We start from the raw sequence: 25746 nt of genomic DNA on the forward strand, positions 1-25746 counted from the left end.
GCCTTTAATAACGATAATTATGCCTTCTTTTGAGGCAAATCATCATACATTAAAAAATAATTACTTTAGTTTATAAAAGGTGGGAGAGTCGTAATGAATGTCGATATTTCCGTAGATCGGACGTGGCAAAACAATTTTTTAAATAGAATTGATGAAGATGGTCCTTGGACAAACTGGGATTTATATCACTTAGCTTATGAAACAGAAAAATCGTTACTTGTTCCTACTTTTGATGGACTACAAGCACCGAAACATTTATCCCATTTCACGCCGCTTCCGCATCAATTAGAAGTCGCTCAAAATGTGATTGAACAAATGAATGGTAAAGCGATCCTAGCAGATGAAGTAGGTCTTGGAAAAACAATCGAAGCTGGACTTATTTTGAAAGAATACATGGTCCGCGGGCTTGTGAAAAAGGTACTTATACTTGTCCCAGCCTCTCTCGTATCACAATGGGCATACGAGCTGAATACAAAGTTTTTCATTCCCGCTGTAGCACAAAAGAAAAGCTACTCGTGGGAACAAGCTGACGTAATCGTATCATCAATTGATACTGCGAAACGTTCACCACATCGCGATATCGTGTTGAACTTAGAATATGACCTTATTATTATCGATGAAGCACATAAACTGAAAAATAATAAAACAAAAAACTATGAATTTGCACAACGATTAAAAAAGAAGTTTTGTTTATTACTAACCGCTACTCCTGTTCAAAATAAGATTGATGAAATTTTTAACCTTGTTTCTTTATTAAAGCCAGGACATTTAGGCAATCAATCCAACTTTGAAGAATATTACGCTTCCAAAAATCGCTCAGCCGAATCAGATGAAGACTTAAAAGCTCTCATTAACAAAGTAATGGTGCGAAATAGACGACATAATACCGGTATCGATTGGCCGAAGAGACATGTACGTACAATTTTTGTTGAGTTTAATGAACAAGAACAAGCTCTATATAATGATATCGAAAATTGGCGAGGGCAAGACGCCTTCACATCTGCTTTCTCATCGTTAACTTTAAAACGAGAAGCGTGCAGTAGTCGTGAGGCTGTTTACTATTCATTGAAAAAGCATGTAGAAAAAAGACAGAAAGAAAATGAACATTATATAAAAGATCCACATATCGATGTGCTAATGGACAAAATTAATCATATTCCTTTCAACTCGAAAGCAACTAAAGCTCTAGAGCTTATAAAAGAAATTGACGATAAAGTCGTCATTTTCACGGAATACCGAGCATCACAGATGTACTTACAATGGTTTTTACAACAACACGGTATTTCTTCTGTCCCATTCCGCGGCGGATTTAAACGCGGGAAGAAAGATTGGATGAAGGAACTTTTCCAAAATCGTGCCCAAGTGTTAATTGCAACGGAAGCTGGCGGAGAAGGCATTAACTTACAGTTTTGTAGCCATATGATCAATTATGATTTGCCATGGAATCCAATGCGTCTTGAGCAAAGAATCGGACGTATTCACCGTCTCGGTCAAAAGAATGATGTTCATATTTATAACTTAGCTACAAAGCATACTGTTGAAGAACATATTCTGAAACTGTTATATGAAAAAATCAACTTATTCGAGCGTGTTATCGGTGAACTCGATGAAATTTTAACGAGAATTAATATGAAAAACATCGACGCGCACATTCAAGAAATTTTCGCGCAATCAAAAAGCGAAGGTGAAATTAGAATTAAGATGGAAAACTTAACATCTATAATCGACTTTGCGAAACGAAATGAAGCTGAGGTGCAAGGCTATGCAGCAACATGAAATTCATAATTACTTATACAATTTCTTTGAGGCGAATAACTGTGAAATTTTAGAACGTTCTCCTCATTTATTAGATGTACAGTTAACAATTGAGATGGATAAATTATTAATGAATCGCCCTTTTTATTGGCACTATCTTGAGAAAACAGGAGGCGTACCGAATCCGATGCGCCTTACTCTTATTACAAATCCAGAAAATGAAGAAAATGATGGTGAGCTTATTCACTACGGTTCACCACGTCTACATCAAATTTTCCAAACGACAAAAGAATTAGGCTCTTACATACGTTTATATGAGGATGTAAGACATAATGGGGCAACACATACACCGCTCCACCCTTGGCTCGGTATTAATATAAAAGTTTCCTATCAATGTGATCGAAAAAAAGACATCCTTCACTCGATTGGCATTCATCTCATTTCTGGAACAATGATGGCAAACTTTCATGAAACATTAACAAACATTAAACTTACACCAAAAATACCTGATTTTTGTTTTACGCTCTCGCCCATCATTAAACCTCAAAGTGGTTTACAACGCATAGAAGACGCTTTAAAAAATATAATTGCAGAAGATGACCATACGTGGGCAAAAGAAGCAAGAGTGCGTTGGAATCATGATCTAGACCTTTTAAACCGTTTTTATGAAGAAAGTGACGAACTTCCTGAGAGCTATGAAATTGAAAAACAAGCTCTGCAAGAACAGTATGAACCACGTATTACAGTGCAAATTATTAACGGTGGCCTTTTTTATGTTACCGCGAATCATTTTCTATCTTGAAGAAGCTCCTTCTGCTTTAGAAGGAGCCTCTTTTGAGCTATTTTCTACCCTACTCGCTATCGCCACTACGCTCTTGCTGCTTTTTCTGTGCCATACGTTTCTGCTGTGCACGATCCTTTGCGCTCACATGATTTGCATCAGTTGGAAGATTTTCTTTCGAACGTCCAATTCCATTGCTCATCTTTCCCACTCCTTTTTGCGTTTTTCAAAATACATGTTTATTTTCAGCTAGAGTTACAATCCTTATACAAAAAATAAGAGCAGCCATTGGCTACTCTTACTCGCTCACATATTTTTGAAACATATCATGGATGCCTTTATTTACTAGGTTCGAGATCTGCTCGTCAGATTTATTCGGATAACGATCACGCAATCTGATAGATGCCTTCACCATTAAATTTTCTAATACAGAACGGCCACCTTCTCCATAAATAATTTCAGCATATTTAACAAGCCTTCCATCCTCTACTGTTGCTGGATTATGATTGAAGAAAAATTTACTCATTGTCTCCACCTCTCTCTTTTGATAACGTTTACATTTATATAGATTATTTATGTTATTTATTTCACAATATTGTATGCATGTATATTTAATTAGTTTCATTATAAAGCAACATATCGATAGTAAATATGTGATTTTCCGTCCATTTTGTGAACAAATTAAAAATGAAAGCGTTTCCTTTATTATATACTAAAAAAACTTACTACGCTAGGGGCAATTTTTTTCAATCTACTAATCCCTCAAAAATTGATATATTTTTTCTTTTCCCATTAAACCTTATACAATTTTCAGAAATTATATTATAAAATATATGTATGACTTAAGGAGGCTTTGTATGAATCAAAATAAAAAAGCTATATTAGATCTTGTCTTTTATCTCGTAATCCCATTCCTCATTTGGAAATTTGCAAAACCTTATATCGATCCTTATTACGCGATGTTACTTTCCTCTGTTCCGGGGATTATTTATACACTGTATACCTTTAAAAAAGAAAAACAGTTTAACGTGACAGGGTTCTTTATTTTAATTACACTCATTTCTAATACAACGGTAGATCTATTATCTGGGTCAGCTGAACGAATGTTATGGAACGATGCGTACTATCACATCGTACTCGGTATTATCGTCATATGTACAATTTTTATAAAAAAACCACTTATGTTATATTTCGCAGCAGATATTGCCGCACTTCAAGGTCATGACCGTGATAAAAGTCGTGAGCTTTATCGTGATAGTCGTATATATCCAGCACTGCAATATTTAACGTTATTTTTCGGGCTACAATTTATATTAAAAAGCTTTTTAAAAATTTATTTCATCTCTGTTTTTGGTGTAGATGGCTACGGTGAAATGAGAGCGATTATGACCGCTGTCGGATGGGGTATTTCTATTTGTATCGGAATAGGGTTCGTATGGGTGAACAATAAAATACATGCCGTTACGGAAGAACAAGAATCCGTGCAGTAAACAAAGATGCCCTAGTGTATTACGACACTAGGGCATCTTTATTTTGCTAGACATATGACTAAAATTTAACTTGATTTTTTTCTTTTACTTTTTACATTTCGATAAAACAAAGCAGCACTCAGCGGCATAACACCAAACCACTTATTCATAAATGGCTCTTTTTCAGCACGGCGTTGTTCTTTCTTTTGTTTTCGATCTTCTTTTGGAGCATCCATATACGACACAAACTGCTGCGTCACAAAGCGAACATAATCATTAGTAGACATATTATCATCACCTCTACTTGATTAGTATGTCCACTTTTTTATACATTAATCTTTTCCTTTAATTCATTCATAATTTGCTTTACAGACTTATTTGTCGTATCGATATGAATATGAGCCTCTTCATAATAAGCTCGGCGTAATTCAAATTTCGTTACAAATGCATCTATATCTTTCTTTTGAAATAGTGGACGTGTCGTATCTTCACGAAGCCTCTCTGCAATTACATACGGATCACAATATAAATACACGACAGTTCCGTTCTCTTTCATCCACTTGCGATTTTCCGCTCGTTCAATAATTCCCCCACCAGTTGTAATAATGACATTATGGACTGGTAGCGAACGTAACATTTCGCTTTCATATTCCCGAAAAGCCGTTTCGCCTTCTTCGGCAAAAATATCACGAATTGCCTTCTCTTGCTTCTCTTCGATTTTTTGATCAGTATCTACAACATCCATTTGAAGTTCTTGACTTAATGCTTTTCCAATTGTTGTTTTCCCTGCTCCCATATAGCCGGTTATGTATATAGATTTCATATCTAAATCCCCCTATTCATATTATAACAATCCAATCTTTCTTGAATACTTCCTTAACCTTTCATTGAATTTTGTATACATAAAAAACTCAAAACTCTTCTTACATTAAGAAATTAATATATAACATATAAACATGTCCTCAAAAATAAACCTGGTGTTAAAAGTTTGAACCTGGTATAATTTTTTTGAGGAGAGATGACCAATGAATGTTATAGATTTATTTGCTGGAGCTGGTGGACTTTCTGAAGGTTTTAGACAAGCTGGTTTTAACGTTATTGCACATGTTGAAATGGACAAAAATGCTTCTTTAACATTAAAAACAAGAGAAGCGTTTTATTACCTGAAAGAAAATCACAAACTCGATATATATAAAGATTATTTAAAAAATTCAATCAATCGCGAACGACTATACAATCAAATACCGTCAGATATATTAAATAAAGTCATAAATCAAGAAATAACTGACGATACTATACAAGATATATTTTTACAAATAGATTCTTTACTTCAAGACGAGAACGTCGACCTTATAATTGGAGGCCCCCCCTGCCAAGCCTACTCAGTAGCTGGTAGATCTAGGGATCCAGAAAGAATGAAAAATGATCCAAGAAATTATTTATATAAACAATATATTCGTTTTTTAAAAAAGTACAATCCTAACTTTTTCGTTTTTGAAAATGTAATTGGAATTCTTTCTGCACAAAAGGGTGAAATATTTAATACAATCCAAGAAGAAATACAATCTGCGGGATATACACTTGAATATAGGATTTTAAACTCCAAGGATTTCGGTGTACTTCAATCTCGTAAACGAGTTATATTAATAGGTTGGAAATCTGAAATTCCTTTTAACTATCCTCAATTCAAATTCGCGGATAATACCTATAGTATCAAAGACCTCTTTGCAGACCTACCGCCGTTAGCTGCTGGAGAAACAAAAAAACCTGGTAACACATATAATAAAATACCTATTACACCTTATCTAATTGAAAGCAGCATTAAACCTGTAGATTGGGATATTCTAACTCAACATATAGCACGGCCTCACCGTCAAAAAGATTTAGACATATACAAATATATTGTAACCATTTGGAATAATGAACAAAGGAAAGTAAAATATAATGAATTACCAAACGAATTAATTACTCATAAAAATACCTCTACTTTCCTAGATAGATTTAATATTATTCCATATAATACAATATCACATACAATTGTAGCTCATATTGCCAAAGATGGACATTATTATATCCATCCTGACCTCAATCAAAATCGCTCAATAAGCGTTAGAGAAGCCGCAAGAATTCAATCTTTTCCTGACACATATTATTTTGAGGAGTCTAGAACGGCCGCTTTTAAACAGATTGGAAATGCCGTTCCTCCCCTCATGTCAAAAAAAATAGCCGATCAATTAAAACAGCAAATAAAAAACACAGACTTAAAATAAAGTCTGTGTTTTATATATTTTTACACATATATTCTAAGAAAAATTTAGAGTTAACCCAATTTGTTCGTAAACTATCTATACTAATTAATTTATCATGCCAATGAATAGATAGATTTAAATCATTGATAAATTCTGCCAAATCATCTAAATGCCTTAAAGACCTCACATCATGCCCCTTTAGCTCCAAATGTTTTTTAAATGCAGCAATCTTATCTTTTGGTGGAATAGAATAGCCTTTAATATTCCTCACCAAACCATTTTGATCTATCTTATATTTTTTGATTTCATTAAAGGTATCCGTAATATTAGAGTCATTATAATTAACTCTAATAAACTCGTCCATCGTTATTTCTATTAGGCTCCTAAACAAAGTAGCAGTGGCCAGTGGATATTCATAAACCGATATTTTTAATATTTCTCCAAAAAGTCTTCTTACTTTTTCAGAACTTACTACATCTAATAACTCTGTATCAAAAAGCCCAATTCTTTTCGACACCATATTATTATAAGTCTTAGTTTTATCATTCCCTATATTAGGAGAAACTTTTTGATTCGTCTTCTCACCTTTTAAATCTTTAGCAGCTCCTCTAGGTATTTCATTGTTGGATCCTTCTGTATCTATATTTTTCAGACTTTCAATATCTGTATCACCTGTTGCAACTTCTGTATATTTAGTTTCTCTATTACTGAATTCACCCTTGTTTTCTTCCGTGCTGATTCCATCCACTGCATCTTTAATATCACCATCATTCTTAGTATCTACGAAACCTTTATTCCCTATTTCCTTATCACCTACACTTCTTGGTGCTTGATTCATATTTATATAGTTTTTTATTGCCTTTATAGATACTTTTCTATCTAAACCAAATTGCTTCACTATGCTCATTACTATCTCACGGAAATATGTTAATTCTTTTGATTTTATAAATCCCTCTCTATTTGTTTTCTCTCTAAGCTTCTTTGATTCCTTTGAATCTAGGAGAAGATACCCATACGTCAACTTGTTGTCGATATTATCAGATGATTTCTTCAAACGTGTTTCAGCTAACTTCAGCCAATCTTCTTCACCGTGTCCATATACTTTAAAACCATTTCTATATACATTTATCCCCTTATAAGCAGCTAAGAAATTTTCTTTAATCTCAGCTTCTTGAATGTCTCCATGCCACTGTTTAAATAGTTTATCAAAATAAAAATTATAGATAATAATCTTAGTTTTCCCTAAATTAACCCCGTTTGCCGAATGATTTAAAAGGACATTCTTTAAAGCATCTTTATAATTTTTCTTAAATACATTATTTGCATAAATTCTTTCACCATTTATCTCACAAACAAATTCATAAGATAACACTTCTTCTCCTTCAAATTCTGCCACAGCATAAAATGGTGCCTGATTAATAGCTTCATCTGGTTTAAAGTACCTACTACCAGCCTTATTCTCAGGGTACTTAATTTCAAACAATTTCAAACTATTCTCAGGATCCTGTAAGTTTTCTAAATCTCTTTTTATTCCTTGTAAATCAATATCAGCGTTAATCCGAGTTAACTTCACTACAGTTTGTGAATCCTGCCCACGTGCTTCTTCTTGGAAAATAGGAATATTAGCATCTGTTGCCAATTCTGTTTCCGATAAAGAACTCTTATCGAGAGTAAATATACTTTTCACTTCATTTTTAACCGTTTCAACTTCAATAGTATTTGCAATACGGAATAAACTAAAACGTCCTATCCCCTTTCCTCCAGATTGACTACTATTTTCACTCTTATTATTTGTCCCAACAAAGAACCAATTATTTTTTATTTCTTCTATCGACATTCCATCCCCATTATCTTCAATTGTGATTAAGTCTTCATTCATTTTAGAAAAATCAATAATAATTTTAGTTGCATTAGCGTCCTTTGCATTTTTTATCTGTTCGGCTATTGCAATACTATCTGCCTCAATAATTTCACTCCCCAGTATTTCATATAATACTCGAGAATTAAATTGTAAATTTAAATCTGTAACTTTTTCCTTTTGCATTTTTACTGCACTCCTAAATCGTTATATTCTCTACAGAATGTCATCGTTTTACTACTATCTCTTAAAATAAAAAAGATGACATTTTACAACTACTATCTAAAACTTTTTCCTCATTATAAAATACATTCTATAAACTACTCTATATCACTAATTGTTTTTAGTGTATATACAAATTCCTTTATGTACAATGGAGAAATTTTCTATTTTATTCTAATTATAGCGATATAAAATAAAAAATTAAAGATTTTAATATAAAACATTACTGTTTGTTGATAATTCTGATATATTTAATTCTTTGCAAATTAATTAATATTGATACCTTAATTAGGTCAAAAAAGGTAATAACAGGTTAACTAGCCCAAAGCATAGTAACCTGTTATTACCTTTTCCTTCTAAGAAAATATACTTGTTTCACCTACACAAAATAAATAGAACTAACAAAATTGTAACCTTACTTATAAGCGCCTCTTCTCACCCACTGCGTTGCAATCCATTTCTCACCTTTCGTTACAGGTGCCCCTCCATGTAACGTAAGCTCATTTAATGATTGGTCTTGATAAAAATACTCAAAGTATACTGCCATTCCCTTTCTAGGGTTCACAGAAAGATTTAATTTTGGAAAGAACGTTTCTCCGCCTTCTTCTACATCATTTAAATACATAACAAGCGTACTAATACGATTATTAGCAGCTGATCTACTATGTTCTGCAAAATAATCATAGTGCGCCTTATATTGTTGATCCACTTCATAATTTAAAATGTGTAATCCTTCTCCATGCGACGCAGGAACATTCATGATAGATGAAATTCGTTTTTCAATCTTCGTAGTCAGTTCATTATCGTCTAAAAATGCACCCTTACTCGTTCGAATATCATTTACATCACGTGATGAACCAACTTTAGAACGCTTCATTTTATTTTTAGACATTTCAATTAATTCACCACACTCTTCATCACTTAGTACATTTGCTAATACGACAATAAGAGGTTCTTCGAATTTTGAAATAATGTGTATTTCTCTATCTTCTGTCATAATCGTATTTCCTTTATGATCAAAAATAGTTTGTTCCTTATTTTCACCTATTTGATTGTTGTTTGTCATTTCCCTATTCTCCCTAAAAATAATGATTGGATAGCATGAATATATCACATTCTTTCTACCTTTCTCTTTTTTGAGAAAATTTAAACTTTTAATCATTATATTTATCCATTTCTTCTAAAAAATCAATTCAATTTACAATAGAAATCCCTGGTTTTTCTTCGTATTTTTTACATATTATCCTTCTATCCAATCGACTATTTTTCCATCCTTTTTTCTATACCGAAAGCTCACCGTATAGAAAGCTTCCTGTTTGAGTGTACACTGCAACGCAACGAGAATTAAATCATTTTCAAAGATATAATTTCCACTCACTTCTCCCTTTTCATACTGAAAGAAAAATGCACCTTCTTTTTCTTTTTGCTGTAAGTCTTTTTTTATATCTGTAATAGATCGGTTAAGTAGTTCATCCAGTAAAAACTTTTGTTCTATGTTCTATATAAAAATTTTTATCTGTAAACAACATATTTGTTTCGTATATAAAAAAAGAAGTTAATAAAATAAGAAAGATGAGTGTTCCAGGCATTGTAAACCCATTTTGCCCTCTCATACATTCATTTCCATTTCACTATATCGCATAACTACACCTTCATATATTTTTCCGCTAGTATCTTTCACATTTATAATGAGTACATGAGGTGTTAGTTTGTAAGAAACCGTTCCAATATTTTGTAAAACAACTTCCCTCCCGCGCCTATTTACCTTTCTTATAAGACGACTATTCTCTTTTTCATACGATACTTCACTCCCATTACGCGATCGAAATCGTAAAATACTTTCTCCATTTTCAAATGCTAGCTGTTCTCCAGATGATACTTCACGAAACTCCAATTGCATTTGACCTAAAAATACATCCCACTCCCAATCATTTAATCCTTTTGTCTGTTTATTTTCCATTTCAATGAAATGTAGGCGGGGAAAGAGCAAAAAAAATATTGATAATAGAAACAGACATACAATCATTTCTATTAATGAAAAACCAAATTCTAATTTATTTTTTCTCCTACATAAAAGCATTGTTCCATCACTCTGTCTTTCACATCTCTCCACATGGTACAAACTTCATTGCCTCCCCAATATGTGTAATACACAATTCCATTTATATTCTTTTCTATTATTCGCTTTTCTTCATTTCCATACATATATATAATTGCTTCCTTTTTTAATAATCCAGATGCCTTATAACGAATTTGTATATTTTTTCTTTCTTGCATAACTAATACTGTTTGCGGTAGTAGTAACGATACAGCCATCATTAAAATACTTAACGATACAATCATTTCAGCCATTATGGATCCTTTTTGACATTTCACGATACGTAAATCTCCCTCTTCCAAGCTGAAATACAATTTCATATTTATAATTTCGATATGAAATTATAATCGTACCACCTCTATTAATATTCCCACTTGGATTATATGTCATCGGATTTGGAAACGTATGCAAATCAATTTGTATATCTTCTTCATACTCTCTCTTGACGATATAATACTTTGTACCTGACTCTTTTATAGCATACATATTTCTATCTTTATGCCAACGTAATGTATAGTGCTTTTGACGATTTATCGCTAATTGCTGCATATACAAAATATCATTTGAAAACTGTCTCAAAAATTGTTCAACTTTTTGTCGCTCGTATAAGGAATGAACACTAAAATACGTAACTATACTTAATACAGAAATAGCAAATAAAACGAGTAACATTTCTAAAAAAGTAAACCCCTGTTGTTTCACAATGCCCTAATTGATACTGCGCCATCATCTGAAATATGAATAGATTCGCCATTCGGGCACTTATCAGTTGTAATATACTTTTCATCTGTCAGTTCTTTTAACGATGGAATTTTATTATGTTGTAATTGATATACTTGTATTTGTGCTTCTATAGATTTCACGTAAGCTGCACACCCTTTTCCTTGGACCGATGAACGCTGTGTAACTACATTTGGAATAATTAATAGTAATAATATAGTTATGACAACCATTACTAATAGCATCTCTAACAGAGTAAATCCTTCCTCATTCTGCATACAAATGCCCCCTAAATAGAATTCATCATTTGAAACATTGGCATAATCATCGCTAAATACATAAGGACAACGATTCCTCCAATACATATAAATAAAATAGGCTGAATGATAACTAACATATGTTTAATTTTCCGTTCCATCTTTTCCATAATAAGATCGCTATAGTCACCTAATTCAATCGCTAAATTGCCGTTTGCTTGTCCATGCGTAATAACATAAGAAAGTTCTTTCTCGTAATACCCACTTTTAGCAATGATAGATTGTAACCGTTCTCCTCCAATTAATTGTCTTTCAATCCGGCTCGCTTCATATTGAAAGAACGGATGATATCTTTGCTCCATCATTATTGTTAAAGCTTCGCATACTGATAGTCCACCATTTAATAAACCACTCAACTGAGTAGCAAAATAATGTGAATGCTTTAAAATAAGAAATGTTTTGATGAGGGGCATACGAAGCATGATTTTTACCTGGCTAATATGTGGAAGTTTCCTAAAATACAACATATACAAACTACATCCAATAATAACAGTTAAAATAGCGGTTAAAATAATGTAAGGTAGCAGTTTTATTGCACTTAAAATTTGTTCTGTAAGTAGTGGTGTATTAGAACCGAACGAACTATAAACCATTTCAACCTGAGGTAATAAAATGAGGTTGAAAATAAAAAGCATGATTAGTAGAAAAAACATTAAAAACATAGGATACTGCATGATTTTCATCATATCTCTCCTATACTTATCTTTCTTATAAAGAAGTGCACTTCCTTGTTGCAAAGCAAAAGAAATATCACCATGTTGCTCGGCATAAAATAAATAACTTAACATGTCCTGATGAAACTTTAACTGATGAAAAGAATCGTGTAGACTTTTCCCATCTTTTAACCCCTCAATCATGTGCTGCAATTGTACTTTCTTTTCTACAGGTAATTGAAACTGTAAAAATTCTAATGCTTGTAAAAGAGAGTAGCCTTTTTCTAGTAATTCTCCTAAACGTTTCAACAATACTACTTGATCACTTAAACTCCAAGTTTTCTTAAACATAAACATCATCTTCTAAAAAACCTAAAGCATATCCTTTTCTTATTGACGATTCTAAAGTCTCATGTTTGTAAGTAACACATTCTCCATCTGCTTCTTTAAGCGCTTGTTTTAACTCATATCCATATAGCAGCTCATAAATGCTTGCTTGCCTTACTTGCCTCATTGATTTACATAAAGTTGAGCACTTTCCTCTGCAAAACGGACACTTCAATTCGACAAGTCGCTGTGCAGCTACAGCCAATAAAGACTGTTCAATCTCTTGCCTCGTTATACCATAATCCATGAAACGAATGATTGCTCCTTTCGCATCATTCGTATGCAGCGTTGTCATGACTAAATGTCCTGTCAAACTTGCTCTTATAGCTATTTTTGCTGTTTCTTCATCACGGATTTCACCGACTAAAATAATATCTGGATCATGACGTAAAATAGCCTTTAATCCTGTTTCATATGTGAGACCCGCTTTTTCATTTATTTGAATTTGTAATACATCGTCACTTCTTTTTTCAACCGGATCTTCAAGTGTAATGATGCGACGTGTTTTCTTTTTTCTAATTACCTCTAATAATGCATACATTGTCGTTGTCTTCCCAGAACCAGTCGGTCCAGTAAACACGAGTAGCCCCTGTGAATAGCGTAAAAACGAGAGTAGTTTTGCTGCCGTACTTGGAAATAACGAAAGATGTGATAAGGGCTGAACAGATGCTTGTAAATGAAGGCGAATAACGAGACTTTCTTGATATACTGTTGGAAGTGTTGAAAGGCGTAAATACACTTCTTGTCCATCAATTTGCAAATACAACGAACCATTCTGTGGCTTCCGTTTCTCTCCTATGTCCATAGATGCTAAAAATTTAAAATGTGAGACAAGTTTTTCTCCAAACTCCTTTTCAATACAATGTCTCGTCATTAAATCTTTTCCTACACGTAGTTGCACCGCTACATCCTTCTGCCGGGGCACAATATGTAAATCTGACGCTTGTACCCTACACGCTTCTTTTAAAATTGTATTCGCAAAAATTTCAATCCCATTCATCACTTTTCCCTCCTCACTATGTATATAGCATGAAAACATGCACAATAAAAATTTGGAATTTTGTATTTTCACTAGAACGAAAAGGAAAAATATGTTTGTGAAATTATGAACAATTTCTGAATTATTGTCTGAAATTACCTATACTCATGTTTATCTGTATTATAATGTTATTATCTTGGATAAAGTGATAAAGGTGGAGATCCTCATGGAACAAGCTTTAAAAATTACAGGTGTTTTAGCTGACCCAACTCGTTATTACATTTATAAATATATTTCGCAAAAACATAGTTACGTAACTGTACAAGAAATTGCAGATGAATTCGATATTCATCCAAACGTAGCGCGTTTACATTTATCTAAATTAGAAGATGTTCATATGCTTAAATCGGAAACGAAGAAAACTGGAAAAGGCGGAAGACCAAGCAGATTATATGTCTTATCTGAAGATGTTATTCAATTGCAATTTCCATTCCGTGATTATCAATTGTTAGCAAGAATAGCATTTAATTCTTTACTTAGCCTTGGCGCTGCTGGTGAAAAAGCGCTATACGAAACAGGAAAACAATTCGGGGCCGAATTAATGCAACAACATATGCAACGTTTAAATGTGAGTGAAGATGCTTTAACAGTAGAGCAAAAAGTTCAAATTGCAAAAGAAGCTTTCTCAACAGCCGGCTTATCACCTGCATTTGAATTAAGTGCAGATGGAACAAAAATTTTCTATGATGTACACAATTGTCCATTTAAAGAAGTTGCTGTTCATCATCCAACTGAAATTTGTAACATGCACGGAGATATGATGAAAGGCATTTTTGAAATCCTATTCCCTAACATGGAATTAACTCGACATGATAGTCTATTAGATGGATGTAAATCTTGTAATTATAAACTAACAATTTAATTTATCATATAAAAAGAAGCCAATAATAATTGGCTTCTTTTTATATGAACGAATATTTACAATAGTAAGAAAAATAAACTATAATGAAAAGAGGTTTTACTTTTTCTAGAAAAGGAGGGAAATAGCATGGATCGCATGTTTCGCGTTCTCGGCTTTTGGACTGGAATTTTCTCGGTTATGTTTTACGTAGGAGATATGCAACAGGCTGCACTACTATTTTTAGGACAAACAGGTTTCTTCGTACTTTTAAGCTATTTAAAATTAACAGAGCGTATGTATATATACGTATTTGGGGCATATTTAACTGTTTTCTTCATAGGATTTACATACTACACGACATTTTTACTTGTCCCTGGGGCTGGACATTAAAAGATGGCATTTTGCCATCTTTTTTTTAATCCCGCAATTTCCTAGTTGACTTATAGGTTTTATTACCTTATATTCTATATAACAGATTGGAATTAGGGGGAATCAACATGAATACACTGCTTGTCGGAATTAACGTTGCAGTCATGCTCATCTTAGTTGGCGTATTATATTATATGCAACGTAAGCATGTATCTTTTAATAAACGTGTATTTACCGCTTTAGGAGTCGGAATTTTATTCGGTCTTATATTACAATTCATTTATGAGCCAACTTCTAAAGTAATTATTGAATCAAATACTTGGTTTGGCTTAATTGGTAACGGTTATGTGAAATTACTTCAAATGATCGTTATGCCACTTATTTTAGTATCTATTATTTCAGCATTTACAAAATTACAGTTAACGAAAAACCTTGGTAAAATTAGTGGTCTTATTATCGGAATTTTAATTCTTACTACAGGAATCGCTGCAGCTGTCGGTATCGCTGCAAGTGCAGGATTTGATGTATCTGCAACAGGCTTGCAACAAGGTGATGCAGAATCTGCTCGTCTGAAACTAGTTGAAGAAAGATTTACTTCTATTGAAAAGACAACAATTCCAGATAAATTATTAGAGCTATTGCCTACAAATCCGTTTCTTGATTTAACAGGCGCTCGTCCAACATCAACAATTTCTGTCGTAATATTTGCAGCCTTTATCGGCATTGCCTTTATAGGTGTAAAACGAAAATATCCAGAACAAGCAGAGCTATTTAAGAAAATGCTTGATGCTGTATATGCAATCGTAATGCGTATGGTAACATTAATTTTACGCCTTACTCCATACGGCGTATTAGCTCTTATGGCAAAAACAGTTGCTGGTAGCGATATAAATGCTATTTTAAAGCTTGGTAACTTCGTATTAGCCTCTTATGTAGCACTTATCGTAATGTTTATCATTCACTTATTATTAATTGCATTGTCTGGTTTAAATCCAATTCAATATTTGAAAAAAGTGTTCCCTGTACTAACTTTTGCATTCACATCTCGCTCTAGTGCTGGTGCGATGCCATTAAATATTGAAGCTCAAAAAGAAAAGCTTGGTATCTCCGAAGGAATTGCAAACTTCGCAGCTTCATTTGGGGTATCTATCGGACAAAACGGTTGCGCAGGTATTTATCCAGCAATGCTTGCAATGATGGTCGCTCCAACTGTAGGAATTGATCCATTACAACCACAATTTATTTTAACTTTAATCGCTGTTGTTGCTATTAGCTCATTCGGTGTTGCCGGAGTTGGTGGCGGTGCAACATTCGCAGCTTTAATCGTACTATCTACAATGAACTTACCAATCGGTATTGTTGCTCTAGTTATCTCGGTTGAGCCATTAATCGATATGGGTCGTACAGCTCTTAACGTAAGTGGTTCTATGACAGCAGGTCTTATTTCAAGTAAATGGCTTGGTGAATTAGATCAAGATACGTACAATCAAGATGATACAAAAACTGGTGAAATTGCTTCATAATGAAAAAAAGACGCTAACATACAATTGTTAGCGTCTTTTTTATTCCGTTCCCTCTTTATAGATCTTATCTTGAGAATTATCACTCCAAGTATTCTTCTAATTGCTCTTTTAACTCTTCCTCAATCTCATAACAAGATTCATCAGCGAGTTCTCCTACTTTCTTACTACCCAAAATGTTTGATTGAATTGGCATTCCTAAAAAGATTCTTTAACATCCTTAAATTGGAATATTGTGAAATTTAATCATCTCTTTTTCTTCATCTAATATAGCTATAGCAACTGTTGAATAATAACCCACCTCAAAGGGATTCTCTTTTTCTCTTGCAAATCCCATATCTAATTCCATGTTTTTTTCTATGTATAAATGCGAATACTCTTTATACAATTTAAGTGCCATTCGCTCTATTTCCTTCTCCATACATTGAATGTTCTCTTTTAACTCCAACGTAAACTCCTGTTCTTTATATTTCATTTTCGCCTCCTTAAACATAGAAAAAGAGAATACAATAATATATTCTCTTTCCTCAAATATATTTCATTATCTCACAGCCCGTCCTTTTCACAAATAACCATTTTGTTCGCACCATTTATGAAATTGTCCTACGTCTACTCCAACTAACACGATATCCTTTAGCTCTACATCAATAATTTGTTCTCCAATTACAATAGCAAACTGCGATGCTAATTTTGTCTCGTTTTTCTTTACAATTCCAATTCGGTTCCGATGCGGTCCATCTTTTATATATGCTTTTTGTCCTACAATATCAAAGTTCAAGATTCTCACCTCTTTTACTGCGCTCAAATTGGAAATACGATCTCCACCTCGGAAAATTTCCTTTCATTGCACTATTTCTCTATATATATGACGAAACAATAAAAGAGTCCTTCCTTCTTTACAATTATTTTTTCTTTGTTTCATTTTTGTGATTGAAACGTAAAGTTTATAATAAAATACACTTGGAAGCGCTTTCTATGTAATTTTTTATGTTATAATATAAAAGTAGAACTTCGTAAAGAGGGTTAAAAAAATGAATACAAAAATGATTAAAAAAGTAATTGAAGCATTAAAAGTATATGGCTTTCAGGATGTATCATTCTGTGACAAAACGAGGCAATTTTTATTTCATAACGAAACCGATATTATGAGCGGCTATGCAGAAATAACATATAGTAGTCAATTTGAAAAATTCAACGTACAAATTCATCCAATTGAAACACATCACCAAGCAGAGTTACAAGAGGTTGAAAGACATATACAAGCTTGTATAAGAAAAGTGGAATATTTAAACGCACTTCTTACCGGGCAGACAAAACTAGATGATAAAATTATTATTATGTAAAAAAAGAACGTGATTGAATCACGTTCTTTTTTCATTATATGTTCATCTTTTCCTTTAGTTGTAATCCTGTAACAGATTCTAATACATCCATCGATTCTCCAAATGTCATATCAAAAATTGTATTATTCTCTATGTACGGAAACTGTCTGAAACGCTTTTCTAACACCTTTACAGCATCTGATGTAAAGTTTGCACTATCAATGCCAAATTCTGTTTCAAGAAGAACGATCCAATCTAACACATGAAAACCTAATCCATTGACGAATGCAATAAGTTTTTCTTCTGGGTTTGAAGATAAGAATACTTGGCGTTCCATCTCACTAAAAAGTTCTTCTCCTAAGATTTCAGCTAACTCATCATCATGTTCACGTTCAACAAGTTCTTCGTAGCCGTAATCATCCACAAGCTCTTCTACTTCTTCACTATCCTGACAAAGCAATTGACTAAGAAGTGCCTCTTTCTTAAATTCACTATTTTGTACGACTTCTAAAAAGCTCGTTTCCCATCCATTTTCTAATTTCATATTATGTACTCCTTTATATACGTTTCTTATCATCACTGTACCCAAAAGATCACTTTTATAACCTTTTAGGTAGTTACTATTATTTCACATGATTCATAACATAAGATGCAAACTCAGCTACATCTCCTTCAAAAATATTTATTTCTGGCAAGTGATAGAACGTTGTTTGGAGCGGGTTTCCTGCATGATATACATATATCGTTTTCTCTAGTGCAATCGCCATTCCAAACTCTGTATGGCTCCCGTTTCCGCCATCTAATATAAGTAAAAACACATCCGCTTCTTTTACAGCATTTTTTTCTGCCTGACCAATTTCTCTTAATTGTTCTTGATTCACTGCTCTTTCGTTTTTGGTCCAATCATATGTATGGTGCCATCCTGCATGTTTCAGTTCATTTGCTACGGAACATACAAGATGTTTATTTTGGAAACCTGAGGCGATATAAAAATTCATTTATATACACTCCTTCATTATGTATGGGGAAACTCCTTTTTAGCGTTAATTGTTATAGCTATAATAAAGAACAACTTCAAAAAAAATCCCCATCTTTAAAACTTATTTGCGTTTAAATGATGGGATGCTTCATGGTCTTCTTTTATTTTTTGTTTTTTATAACTTTCATCAGCTAACATTTCTAGTTCAGCTGTTATCTCTGATTTTTCAAGCTCTCTTTCTTGCGAAAATTTCCTTGAAATATAAACAATAACACTACCAACGTACAACACAAAGCATATAATAAGTGCAGTATTTTCATAGAGACTTAGCTCCAACACAGTCACTCCTAATCCATTCGTATTTTCACGCTTCATTAATTGGAATTTCCCTATTAACCCATTTGTTATCCCGCTATTTGAGGGCAGTAAAACCCCCTCCTCAAATTCCAGTGAAAGCAAAGAAGTTAGATGGAGGATGCCCCCAACTGATTAAAGTTTCACTTTATTGTAACATAAAAATATCAATTCTTGGAATCTTTCACCCTACTAAAAGAGGCATGATTGTTTCATCATGCCTCTGAAATATTTTGAATGATTGTTTTAATTGCTTCTTTTCCATTATATTTTTTTAGTGCTGTTTTATACTTCTCATTATTTTGATTCAATTCTTCGACATACTTTATAAGAGATTTTACAGTTACATCTTCTTCATATAATACGGAGGCATACCCTTGCCTTTCAAAGGACTCTGCATTTAATATTTGATCTCCACGGCTTGCAAATTTCGATAATGGAATTAAAACCATCGGCTTTTGTAATGTTAAAAATTCAAAAATTGCGTTGGAGCCCGCGCGTGAAATAACAAAATCTGTTACCGCTAATATATCTGGCAGTTCTCCATGTACATATTCAAATTGTCTATATCCTTCTTTATTTTGTAAACTTTCATCAAGGTTACCTTTTCCGCAAAGGTGAACAATTTGATACTTTTTAAGAAGTTCTGGTAATGCTTCTCGAGCCGTATCATTAATTTTTTTCGCGCCCAAGCTACCTCCCATAATCGTAATAACTGGCTTTTTACGTGAAAAACCTAAAAATGCTAAACCTGTTTCACGATTTCCCTTCAGCACTTCTTCACGTACAGGAGATCCCGTATATATTACTTTTTCTCTCGGTAAATGTTTCGCCGCTTCTTCAAATGTAACAAATATTTTCGAAGCAAAACGAAGCGCAATTTTATTTGCTAGTCCTGGCGTCATATCAGATTCATGTAATAAAACTGGTACTCTATTTAGCCATCCTCCAATTACGACTGGTACGGATACGAAACCGCCTTTTGAAAAAATCACATCTGGTTTTAGTTTTCGAATTCTTACATATGCATCCATAACCCCCTTCATTACAAGAAAAGGATCTTTTATATTTTTTAAATCAAAATAACGACGTAGCTTTCCACTCGAAATACTATAGTAGGGAATGCCTTCCTTTTCTATAATCGTTTTCTCAATACCTTGGTGAGAACCAATATAAGAGATATCCCAGTTGTCTTCCTGTAAATATGGGATAATGGCTAAATTAGGTGTTACATGTCCTGCCGAACCGCCACCTGTAAAGACTATTTTCTTCATACGTCTCCCCCTTCTAGACTATAATACACTAAAATATCTTGCCTCAGGGTGAGAAAATACCATAGCCGTTACGGACGCTTCTGGCTCCATCATGAATCCTTCTGTTAATGAAATACCTATTTCCTCTGGATGAATTAAGCGAAATAGCTTTTCTTGATCTGCAAGTTCTGGACACGCCGGATAACCAAATGACACGCGTATTCCTCTATATTTCGTACGGAAACGTTCTTCCATCGTCAGTTCAGGTGAGTCTGGAATGCCCCAGCGGTCACGAATGAGCATATGTGTTTTTTCAGCAAGTCCTTCTGCTAATTCAAGCGCTAACGATTGAATGGCATGACTACGTAAGTAATCACCTTTCGCCTTCCACTCTTCAGCAATGTCCCGAACTCCTTCCCCAACCGTAACAGATAAGAAAGCAACATAGTCCATCTCATCTCCAATTGGGCGCAAATAATCGCCTAAAGTACGATAGGGAGCCTTTCCTTGTCTAGGGAATGTGAAACGCTCTATAACACGCGTATGATCTTCTGGATCATATATTACAATGTTTTGTCCGTCGCTTTGCGCTGGGAAAAATTGATACACTGCTTTCGGCTTTAACCAAGATTGTCCTTCCTGCAATAATTCATCTATTAAATCATTTAATTCATGGGCTCTCTTATCTCCCTCTTTCAAAAGCTTCTTCACATTTCCTTTTAATCCAAGGTGATGCCCAAGTAGCATTTGTCTATTTAAAAATGGAGCGAGATGAAGAGCCGGAATATCACGTAATACAATTCGTTTTGTTGAATCAGGCACCATAACCTCAGCCTTCGGTAATGGCTCAATTACTGCTGGAATTTCTACTTTCTTCTCCTCTTTTTTTACGATATGAAGATGACGTTCTTTTTTATCCTGTTTCATCTTCTCACGCTCTTCTTCTTTTTGAAGCTTATTAATAATATCGAGCCCCGTCATCGCATCACTCGCATAACAAACGAGCCCTTTATATGATGGTGAAATCCGATTATCTGTAAACTTTCTCGTTAACGCTGCACCACCTACAACAATGGGAACATCAATATTTGCTGCTTTTAAATCTTCAGCAGTCGTTACCATTTGTTGCGCTGATTTTACTAATAAACCTGAAAGGCCTATAATGTCCGGCTTCTTTTCTTGTACTTCTTGAACAATTCGATCCGAACGTACATTAATTCCTAAATTAATAATCTCATATCCGTTATTCGCTAAAATAATTTCAACGAGATTTTTCCCAATATCATGCACATCACCTTTTACAGTTGCTAATAATACTTTCCCTTTTTTTGCACTATCGCTAGATTCCATATGTGGCTCTAAATAACTTACAGCAGCTTTCATACTTTCGGCACTTTGCAATACTTCAGCAACAATAAGTTCATTATTATTAAATAGTCGTCCTACCTCATCCATCCCTGTCATAAGCGGACCGTTAATAATATCAAGAGGTTTTCTTCCTTCTTCAAGTGCAAGACTTAAATCCTCGTGTAATCCTTGTTTCGTACCTTCTACAATATAATTTGCTAGTCGTTCATCTAGCGTTAACGTTTCTTGCACAACGACATCTTTCTTTTTAGCGACTCGGTAAAAGTTTGTAAATTCTTCTAACGTCTCTTTCGTCGTTTCAAACAGTAATGCATCTGCAAGGTGTTTTTCTTCCTCTGGAATCGACGCATAGCGTTCTAATTTTTCCGTATTAACAATCGCGTAATCTAATCCAGCCTTCGTAGCATGATATAAAAAGACGGAATTCAATACTTCACGTCCAGCCGGTGGTAAACCAAATGATATGTTACTTACACCTAAAATCGTTAAACACTCTGGTAACGCTTCTTTAATAAGGCGAATGCCCTCTATAGTCGCTGCCGCTGAACCAATATATTCTTCATCACCTGTCCCTACTGGAAACACAAGTGCATCAAAAATAATATCTGACGGGCGTATCCCATATTTCGTCGTTAATAATTCGTAACTTCTTTTTGCAATTTCTAATTTTCTTTCAGCACTTACTGCCATACCATCTTCATCGATTGTACCAACTACAATTGCAGCACCATACTTACGAAGAAGCGGTGTTACCTTTTCAAAACGCTCTTCTCCATCTTCTAAATTAATAGAGTTGATAACAGCTTTTCCTTGAATATAAGTAAGTGCTCTTGCCATAACATTTTCATCCGTTGAATCAATCATAATCGGTACTTTTAACACTTTCGTAACTTCTGTCAAAAATTTCTCCATATCTTCTATTTCATCACGATCAGGATCTGCCATACAAATATCAATAATATGAGCATTTTTCTTCACTTGCGCTCTTGCCACTTCAGCAGCCTCTTCAAATTTCCCTTCTGCTACTAATCGTTTAAATTTACGTGATCCAATAACATTCGTTCTTTCACCTACAAATAACGGTCTCATAGACTCATCATATTGCAGTGCCTCTAATCCACTAATTCCATGTCCTTCTCTCTCATGATGGTCACGAGGCTTAAGAGATGCTAGTGCTTCTTTCATTGCTTTTATATGTTCTGGTGTCGTGCCACAACAACCACCGATAATATTAACCCATCCTTCTTCAGCAAATTGCTTCACCTTTTTAGCGAGAGAAGATGGAGACTCATGGTAATGTCCATCTTCATCAGGAAGACCTGCATTTGGATAACAAGAAATGTAACACTCCGATAAATCAGATAGTGAACGAATATGGTCCCTCATAAACTCCGGACCAGTCGCACAATTTAACCCAACAGATAATGGTTTCATATGTTCTACTGATAAATAAAAAGCTTCAATTGTTTGCCCAGCCAGAGTCGTTCCCATTGGCTCAATCGTTCCTGAAATCATAATAGGAACCGTTTTTTTCAGTTCTTCAAAAGCAGCTTGAATTCCAATATAAGCTGCTTTCACGTTACGCATATCTTGACTCGTCTCAACGAGTAATACATCAACTTCTCCTTTTAATAATCCTCGTGCCTGCCTTGTATAAGCCTCAATCAATTCTTCAAAAGTCACACCACCAGTAACACTAATTGCTTTCGTTGTTGGTCCCATCGCTCCCGCAACATATACTTCCTTACCGCTTTCTTTAACAGCTTGCTTCGCCAAAAGTGCTGCCTTTTCATTTAGTTCTTCATCTAAATGAGACAGCTCATAATCACTTAGTACAATATTCGTTGCCCCAAATGTATTTGTTTCAATAATATCCGCTCCAGCTTCAATATAAGCTTTATGAATCTTTAAAATAACGTCTGGTCTTGTTTCTACTAAATATTCATTACAGCCCTCGTACTCTTCTCCTCCGAAATCTTCAGCAGTTAAATCCTCTTGCTGAATCATTGTTCCCATTGCACCATCTAATATTAAAATGCTATTTTGTAATTTTTCTTCTATACACTTCATCAATTAATACCTTCTTTCACTTCTTGCTTTTCTCTTACATATTTAACAAGATGTTCTGTAATTTCATATTTTAAAAATGGTGTAATAAGATAAATACCATTAAAATATTTCATCGCTGCGTCGATCAATTCTTGCGAAATGCGAATCCCTTCCTCAATTGCCGCCTCTTTCGTTTCGTCTCCATCCATTCTCTCTCTTATTTCTTCTGGAAGAGTAATACCCGGTACCTCAAAATGAAGAAAATCTGCATTCCGCTTACTTACTAACGGCATAATTCCAATAAAAATAGGTTGTTCCAAATGCTTTGTCGCTTCATACACTTCTTCAATTAACGCGATATCGTAAATTGGCTGAGTTAAAAAATATTCCGCTCCAGCATCTATTTTTCGTTCCATTCGCTTAACCGCTGCTTTTAAGTGCCTCACGTGAGGATTAAATGCGCCGCCTACAGAAAACCTTGTCGCCGGTCCAATTGATTTCCCTAAAATTGAACGTCCATCGTTCATTTCTTTAATCATTTTAATGAGCTCAATAGAGGACAAATCGTATACAGAAGTTGCACCAGGAAAATCACCAACGCGCGCTGGATCACCAGTTAAAGCTAACACTTCTTCCATCCCTAACGCCGATAAACCTAACAAATGAGATTGTAGTCCAATGACGTTATGATCCCTACACGTTAAATGTGTCAATACCGGGATATCATGCTTCGTTAATAACGCACCCATTGCCATATTAGAAATACGAGGCGATGCTAATGAATTATCTGCTAGAGTAATAGCATCTGCTCCCGCTCTTTTTAAAGCTCTTGCTCCTTCAAAAAACCGCTGTGTATCTAACGTTTTCGGTGGATCTAATTCCACTACAACTGTCGTTTGTTTTTTCGCTTTCTCTGCTAGAGTGACGTGAGCCTTCGAACGTTTCTCATGCGTATGAACAACTTTCGGCCTTTGAATGGTGTCTTTTTCTATTACAGGTGTAACATTCGCAACAGCGTGCTTCATACTTTGAATATGTTCTGGAGTCGTACCACAACAACCACCTAATAACCGAATACCTTGCTCAATAAATCTCGGCGTCATCGCCTCAAAATAAGCTGGGCTTCCCTCATATACGTAACGTCCCTCCACATAATTCGGGAGACCTGCATTTGGGTATGCTGATAAATAGCCATTTTGCGGAATCGATATCATTTTGAAAGCCTCCGTCATATGAAGCGGCCCTAGTTGACAATTTAATCCAACAACATTTGCACCGTAATCTATAAGTTGCTTTAATATTTCATTGACATCATTTCCATTTTGAGTCGTACCTGCTTCATGTAACGCTAATTGAGCAACAATTGGAATGTTCGTTTGCTTACGCAATACTTTAACAGCATGAAGTAATTCAAATTCATCGTAAAAAGTTTCTAATAGTAATCCATCAACCTGTTCTTCTAGTAAAGCCCCTGCCTGTTCAAGTAGCATAAACTCCCTTTCCATATCAGTCGTTGTAACGGCTCCGATATGTTTCATACCACCAATTGTTCCTAAAATTGCATTTTTATCTGTCACAGATGCTTTCGCCAGTTTTACTGCCGCTCTATTAATTTCTGTAACTTGATTTTCTAAGCCGTACATACGTAATTTCGCCTCATTTGCTCCATACGTATTCGTTTGAATTACATCTGCTCCAGCAGCTACATATTGTTTATGAATCGATATAATTAAGTCTGGATCAGATACATTCAATTCTTCAAAGCTACTTTGCAAGCCATGTGAATGCAATAACGTCCCAACCGCACCATCACCTATTACAATTCCTTTTGATAATAAATCTAGTAATTTCACGAATCTCCCTCATTTCTATCAATATAAAAACCCCCTCTTCACTTTGAAGAGGGGGACATAATCGTTCCTCCTCTTATTATGCAAAACATTCGTTTTGCAGGTATTAGCACCGTTTCAAACATTTCGTTTGAAGGTTGCCGGGTTTCACAGGGCCTTTCCCTCCACCGCTCTCAATAAGAGTTGTCTTTATTATTTTATTTATGTAGCTAAAAGGAAATGCGTTCCCCTTTTAACAATGTTTGTTAATTTTTTAATAAATTTAGCATGCACAAAAGTAAAAGTCAATGACA

At 34.4% G+C, this 25746-nt stretch carries 28 protein-coding genes, 2 pseudogenes and 1 riboswitch; of the genes and pseudogenes, 9 read left to right on the forward strand and 21 right to left on the reverse strand.

Annotated elements, in window-relative coordinates; translation table 11 throughout:
• The first annotated feature begins 93 nt into the window (after positions 1–93).
• The gene (locus AC1Q51_RS08415) at positions 94–1776 is read left to right on the forward strand and encodes a DEAD/DEAH box helicase (protein ID WP_001100040.1); all 1683 of its coding nucleotides are present in this window, start codon (positions 94–96) and stop codon (positions 1774–1776) included.
• Positions 1763–2557 carry a YqhG family protein gene (locus AC1Q51_RS08420; protein ID WP_001183963.1) on the forward strand — a complete coding sequence of 265 codons (795 nt, stop codon included), beginning with the start codon at positions 1763–1765 and terminating at the stop codon, positions 2555–2557. Before AC1Q51_RS08415 ends, AC1Q51_RS08420 begins: the two co-directional genes overlap by 14 nt.
• Before the next feature lie 49 nt (positions 2558–2606).
• Here the strand turns inward: AC1Q51_RS08420 and AC1Q51_RS08425 are convergent, their stop codons facing one another.
• Both AC1Q51_RS08425 and AC1Q51_RS08430 read right to left on the reverse strand, forming a co-directional pair.
• A complete protein-coding gene (locus AC1Q51_RS08425; protein ID WP_000064665.1) occupies positions 2607–2738 on the reverse strand; it encodes a hypothetical protein in 132 nt (43 codons plus the stop codon).
• Positions 2739–2834: 96 nt separating this feature from the next.
• Positions 2835–3062: a hypothetical protein gene (locus tag AC1Q51_RS08430; protein WP_000032702.1), complete on the reverse strand. Its 228-nt coding sequence runs from the start codon at positions 3060–3062 to the stop codon at positions 2835–2837.
• A gap of 73 nt (positions 3063–3135) precedes the next feature.
• On the opposite strand from AC1Q51_RS08430, the gene AC1Q51_RS08435 reads away from it, so the two are divergent.
• The gene (locus tag AC1Q51_RS08435; RefSeq protein WP_001987222.1) at positions 3136–3252 is read left to right on the forward strand and encodes a hypothetical protein; all 117 of its coding nucleotides are present in this window, start codon (positions 3136–3138) and stop codon (positions 3250–3252) included.
• Between the two features lie 141 nt (positions 3253–3393).
• Entirely contained in the window at positions 3394–4026 is a 633-nt protein-coding gene (locus AC1Q51_RS08440; protein ID WP_001073111.1) for a VC0807 family protein, read from the forward strand.
• A 65-nt stretch (positions 4027–4091) separates the two neighbouring features.
• Here the strand turns inward: AC1Q51_RS08440 and AC1Q51_RS08445 are convergent, their stop codons facing one another.
• A complete protein-coding gene (locus AC1Q51_RS08445) occupies positions 4092–4292 on the reverse strand; it encodes a YqzE family protein (RefSeq protein ID WP_000106083.1) in 201 nt (66 codons plus the stop codon).
• Between the two features lie 38 nt (positions 4293–4330).
• Positions 4331–4828 (reverse strand): shikimate kinase, encoded by a 498-nt coding sequence (locus AC1Q51_RS08450; RefSeq protein ID WP_327905680.1) that lies wholly within the window; start codon positions 4826–4828, stop codon positions 4331–4333.
• A 202-nt stretch (positions 4829–5030) separates the two neighbouring features.
• On the opposite strand from AC1Q51_RS08450, the gene AC1Q51_RS08455 reads away from it, so the two are divergent.
• Positions 5031–6275 (forward strand): DNA cytosine methyltransferase, encoded by a 1245-nt coding sequence (locus AC1Q51_RS08455; protein ID WP_327896320.1) that lies wholly within the window; start codon positions 5031–5033, stop codon positions 6273–6275.
• Positions 6276–6285: 10 nt separating this feature from the next.
• On the opposite strand, the gene AC1Q51_RS08460 is transcribed toward AC1Q51_RS08455, so the two are convergent.
• The 9 genes and pseudogenes from AC1Q51_RS08460 to comGA all read right to left on the reverse strand — a co-directional run bounded on the left by AC1Q51_RS08460 (position 6286) and on the right by comGA (position 13509).
• On the reverse strand, positions 6286–8298 hold the full coding sequence (locus tag AC1Q51_RS08460; RefSeq protein WP_327896319.1) for an ATP-binding protein: 2013 nt from the start codon (positions 8296–8298) through the stop codon (positions 6286–6288).
• A gap of 451 nt (positions 8299–8749) precedes the next feature.
• A complete protein-coding gene (locus AC1Q51_RS08465; RefSeq protein ID WP_492331463.1) occupies positions 8750–9400 on the reverse strand; it encodes a prolyl hydroxylase family protein in 651 nt (216 codons plus the stop codon).
• 174 nt (positions 9401–9574) lie between these two features.
• Positions 9575–9947: pseudogene (comGG, locus tag AC1Q51_RS08470) on the reverse strand (competence type IV pilus minor pilin ComGG).
• Complete coding sequence (gene comGF, locus AC1Q51_RS08475; protein ID WP_141548224.1) at positions 9944–10414, reverse strand: competence type IV pilus minor pilin ComGF; 471 nt, start codon at positions 10412–10414, stop codon at positions 9944–9946. The pseudogene comGG and the gene comGF overlap by 4 nt, the downstream one beginning before the upstream one ends.
• Positions 10384–10686, reverse strand: a complete 303-nt coding sequence (locus AC1Q51_RS08480) for a hypothetical protein (protein WP_000829462.1) — start codon at positions 10684–10686, stop codon at positions 10384–10386. The genes comGF and AC1Q51_RS08480 overlap by 31 nt, the downstream gene beginning before the upstream one ends.
• Entirely contained in the window at positions 10679–11134 is a 456-nt protein-coding gene (gene comGD / locus AC1Q51_RS08485) for a competence type IV pilus minor pilin ComGD (RefSeq protein WP_000813141.1), read from the reverse strand. The genes AC1Q51_RS08480 and comGD overlap by 8 nt, the downstream gene beginning before the upstream one ends.
• Entirely contained in the window at positions 11131–11430 is a 300-nt protein-coding gene (gene comGC / locus AC1Q51_RS08490) for a competence type IV pilus major pilin ComGC (RefSeq protein ID WP_001178687.1), read from the reverse strand. Before comGC ends, comGD begins: the two co-directional genes overlap by 4 nt.
• 11 nt (positions 11431–11441) lie before the next feature.
• Entirely contained in the window at positions 11442–12473 is a 1032-nt protein-coding gene (comGB, locus tag AC1Q51_RS08495) for a competence type IV pilus assembly protein ComGB (RefSeq protein ID WP_090977070.1), read from the reverse strand.
• The gene (comGA, locus tag AC1Q51_RS08500; RefSeq protein WP_001013187.1) at positions 12466–13509 is read right to left on the reverse strand and encodes a competence type IV pilus ATPase ComGA; all 1044 of its coding nucleotides are present in this window, start codon (positions 13507–13509) and stop codon (positions 12466–12468) included. Before comGA ends, comGB begins: the two co-directional genes overlap by 8 nt.
• 205 nt (positions 13510–13714) lie before the next feature.
• On the opposite strand from comGA, the gene AC1Q51_RS08505 reads away from it, so the two are divergent.
• The 3 genes from AC1Q51_RS08505 to AC1Q51_RS08515 all read left to right on the forward strand — a co-directional run bounded on the left by AC1Q51_RS08505 (position 13715) and on the right by AC1Q51_RS08515 (position 16281).
• Entirely contained in the window at positions 13715–14410 is a 696-nt protein-coding gene (locus AC1Q51_RS08505; RefSeq protein ID WP_000434107.1) for a helix-turn-helix transcriptional regulator, read from the forward strand.
• A gap of 126 nt (positions 14411–14536) precedes the next feature.
• Entirely contained in the window at positions 14537–14779 is a 243-nt protein-coding gene (locus AC1Q51_RS08510; RefSeq protein WP_000375619.1) for a DUF2626 domain-containing protein, read from the forward strand.
• Between the two features lie 107 nt (positions 14780–14886).
• Complete coding sequence (locus tag AC1Q51_RS08515; RefSeq protein WP_001094344.1) at positions 14887–16281, forward strand: L-cystine transporter; 1395 nt, start codon at positions 14887–14889, stop codon at positions 16279–16281.
• A 79-nt stretch (positions 16282–16360) separates the two neighbouring features.
• Here AC1Q51_RS08515 and AC1Q51_RS08520 read toward each other — a convergent pair.
• A pseudogene (locus tag AC1Q51_RS08520) lies at positions 16361–16753 on the reverse strand (hypothetical protein).
• Positions 16754–16840: 87 nt separating this feature from the next.
• Entirely contained in the window at positions 16841–17056 is a 216-nt protein-coding gene (locus tag AC1Q51_RS08525; RefSeq protein ID WP_001008326.1) for a DUF3912 family protein, read from the reverse strand.
• Positions 17057–17309: 253 nt separating this feature from the next.
• Between AC1Q51_RS08525 and AC1Q51_RS08530 the strand changes: the two genes are divergently transcribed.
• Positions 17310–17621, forward strand: a complete 312-nt coding sequence (locus AC1Q51_RS08530; RefSeq protein ID WP_001093240.1) for a hypothetical protein — start codon at positions 17310–17312, stop codon at positions 17619–17621.
• Positions 17622–17655: 34 nt separating this feature from the next.
• Here the strand turns inward: AC1Q51_RS08530 and AC1Q51_RS08535 are convergent, their stop codons facing one another.
• The 6 genes from AC1Q51_RS08535 to AC1Q51_RS08560 all read right to left on the reverse strand — a co-directional run bounded on the left by AC1Q51_RS08535 (position 17656) and on the right by AC1Q51_RS08560 (position 25456).
• On the reverse strand, positions 17656–18144 hold the full coding sequence (locus AC1Q51_RS08535; protein ID WP_139213257.1) for a hypothetical protein: 489 nt from the start codon (positions 18142–18144) through the stop codon (positions 17656–17658).
• 79 nt (positions 18145–18223) lie between these two features.
• A complete protein-coding gene (locus tag AC1Q51_RS08540; RefSeq protein ID WP_001012331.1) occupies positions 18224–18598 on the reverse strand; it encodes a nucleoside 2-deoxyribosyltransferase in 375 nt (124 codons plus the stop codon).
• A gap of 95 nt (positions 18599–18693) precedes the next feature.
• A complete protein-coding gene (locus AC1Q51_RS08545) occupies positions 18694–18954 on the reverse strand; it encodes a DUF3966 domain-containing protein (protein ID WP_000817964.1) in 261 nt (86 codons plus the stop codon).
• Between the two features lie 194 nt (positions 18955–19148).
• Positions 19149–20207, reverse strand: coding sequence for an undecaprenyldiphospho-muramoylpentapeptide beta-N-acetylglucosaminyltransferase (gene murG / locus AC1Q51_RS08550; protein ID WP_089171761.1), 1059 nt, complete (start codon positions 20205–20207; stop codon positions 19149–19151).
• Positions 20208–20225: 18 nt separating this feature from the next.
• Positions 20226–23624, reverse strand: a complete 3399-nt coding sequence (gene metH, locus AC1Q51_RS08555) for a methionine synthase (protein ID WP_098835508.1) — start codon at positions 23622–23624, stop codon at positions 20226–20228.
• Positions 23624–25456, reverse strand: a complete 1833-nt coding sequence (locus AC1Q51_RS08560; protein WP_492331464.1) for a bifunctional homocysteine S-methyltransferase/methylenetetrahydrofolate reductase — start codon at positions 25454–25456, stop codon at positions 23624–23626. Before AC1Q51_RS08560 ends, metH begins: the two co-directional genes overlap by 1 nt.
• Positions 25457–25526: 70 nt before the next feature.
• Positions 25527–25636: riboswitch (SAM riboswitch) on the reverse strand.
• Positions 25637–25746 lie beyond the last annotated feature (110 nt).

Source organism: Bacillus sp. MT94 (genome assembly GCF_058792475.1).

Coding starts and splice junctions, on each gene's coding strand:
- AC1Q51_RS08415 (WP_001100040.1), top strand. CDS start 94: ATGAATGTCGATATTTCCGTAGATCGGACGTGGCAAAACAATTTTTTA.
- AC1Q51_RS08420 (WP_001183963.1), top strand. CDS start 1,763: ATGCAGCAACATGAAATTCATAATTACTTATACAATTTCTTTGAGGCG.
- AC1Q51_RS08425 (WP_000064665.1), bottom strand. CDS start 2,738: ATGAGCAATGGAATTGGACGTTCGAAAGAAAATCTTCCAACTGATGCA.
- AC1Q51_RS08430 (WP_000032702.1), bottom strand. CDS start 3,062: ATGAGTAAATTTTTCTTCAATCATAATCCAGCAACAGTAGAGGATGGA.
- AC1Q51_RS08435 (WP_001987222.1), top strand. CDS start 3,136: ATGCATGTATATTTAATTAGTTTCATTATAAAGCAACATATCGATAGT.
- AC1Q51_RS08440 (WP_001073111.1), top strand. CDS start 3,394: ATGAATCAAAATAAAAAAGCTATATTAGATCTTGTCTTTTATCTCGTA.
- AC1Q51_RS08445 (WP_000106083.1), bottom strand. CDS start 4,292: ATGTCTACTAATGATTATGTTCGCTTTGTGACGCAGCAGTTTGTGTCG.
- AC1Q51_RS08450 (WP_327905680.1), bottom strand. CDS start 4,828: ATGAAATCTATATACATAACCGGCTATATGGGAGCAGGGAAAACAACA.
- AC1Q51_RS08455 (WP_327896320.1), top strand. CDS start 5,031: ATGAATGTTATAGATTTATTTGCTGGAGCTGGTGGACTTTCTGAAGGT.
- AC1Q51_RS08460 (WP_327896319.1), bottom strand. CDS start 8,298: ATGCAAAAGGAAAAAGTTACAGATTTAAATTTACAATTTAATTCTCGA.
- AC1Q51_RS08465 (WP_492331463.1), bottom strand. CDS start 9,400: ATGACAAACAACAATCAAATAGGTGAAAATAAGGAACAAACTATTTTT.
- comGF (WP_141548224.1), bottom strand. CDS start 10,414: ATGCTTTTATGTAGGAGAAAAAATAAATTAGAATTTGGTTTTTCATTA.
- AC1Q51_RS08480 (WP_000829462.1), bottom strand. CDS start 10,686: ATGGCTGAAATGATTGTATCGTTAAGTATTTTAATGATGGCTGTATCG.
- comGC (WP_001178687.1), bottom strand. CDS start 11,430: ATGCAGAATGAGGAAGGATTTACTCTGTTAGAGATGCTATTAGTAATG.
- comGB (WP_090977070.1), bottom strand. CDS start 12,473: ATGTTTAAGAAAACTTGGAGTTTAAGTGATCAAGTAGTATTGTTGAAA.
- comGA (WP_001013187.1), bottom strand. CDS start 13,509: ATGAATGGGATTGAAATTTTTGCGAATACAATTTTAAAAGAAGCGTGT.
- AC1Q51_RS08505 (WP_000434107.1), top strand. CDS start 13,715: ATGGAACAAGCTTTAAAAATTACAGGTGTTTTAGCTGACCCAACTCGT.
- AC1Q51_RS08510 (WP_000375619.1), top strand. CDS start 14,537: ATGGATCGCATGTTTCGCGTTCTCGGCTTTTGGACTGGAATTTTCTCG.
- AC1Q51_RS08515 (WP_001094344.1), top strand. CDS start 14,887: ATGAATACACTGCTTGTCGGAATTAACGTTGCAGTCATGCTCATCTTA.
- AC1Q51_RS08530 (WP_001093240.1), top strand. CDS start 17,310: ATGAATACAAAAATGATTAAAAAAGTAATTGAAGCATTAAAAGTATAT.
- AC1Q51_RS08535 (WP_139213257.1), bottom strand. CDS start 18,144: ATGAAATTAGAAAATGGATGGGAAACGAGCTTTTTAGAAGTCGTACAA.
- AC1Q51_RS08540 (WP_001012331.1), bottom strand. CDS start 18,598: ATGAATTTTTATATCGCCTCAGGTTTCCAAAATAAACATCTTGTATGT.
- AC1Q51_RS08545 (WP_000817964.1), bottom strand. CDS start 18,954: ATGAAGCGTGAAAATACGAATGGATTAGGAGTGACTGTGTTGGAGCTA.
- murG (WP_089171761.1), bottom strand. CDS start 20,207: ATGAAGAAAATAGTCTTTACAGGTGGCGGTTCGGCAGGACATGTAACA.
- metH (WP_098835508.1), bottom strand. CDS start 23,624: ATGAAGTGTATAGAAGAAAAATTACAAAATAGCATTTTAATATTAGAT.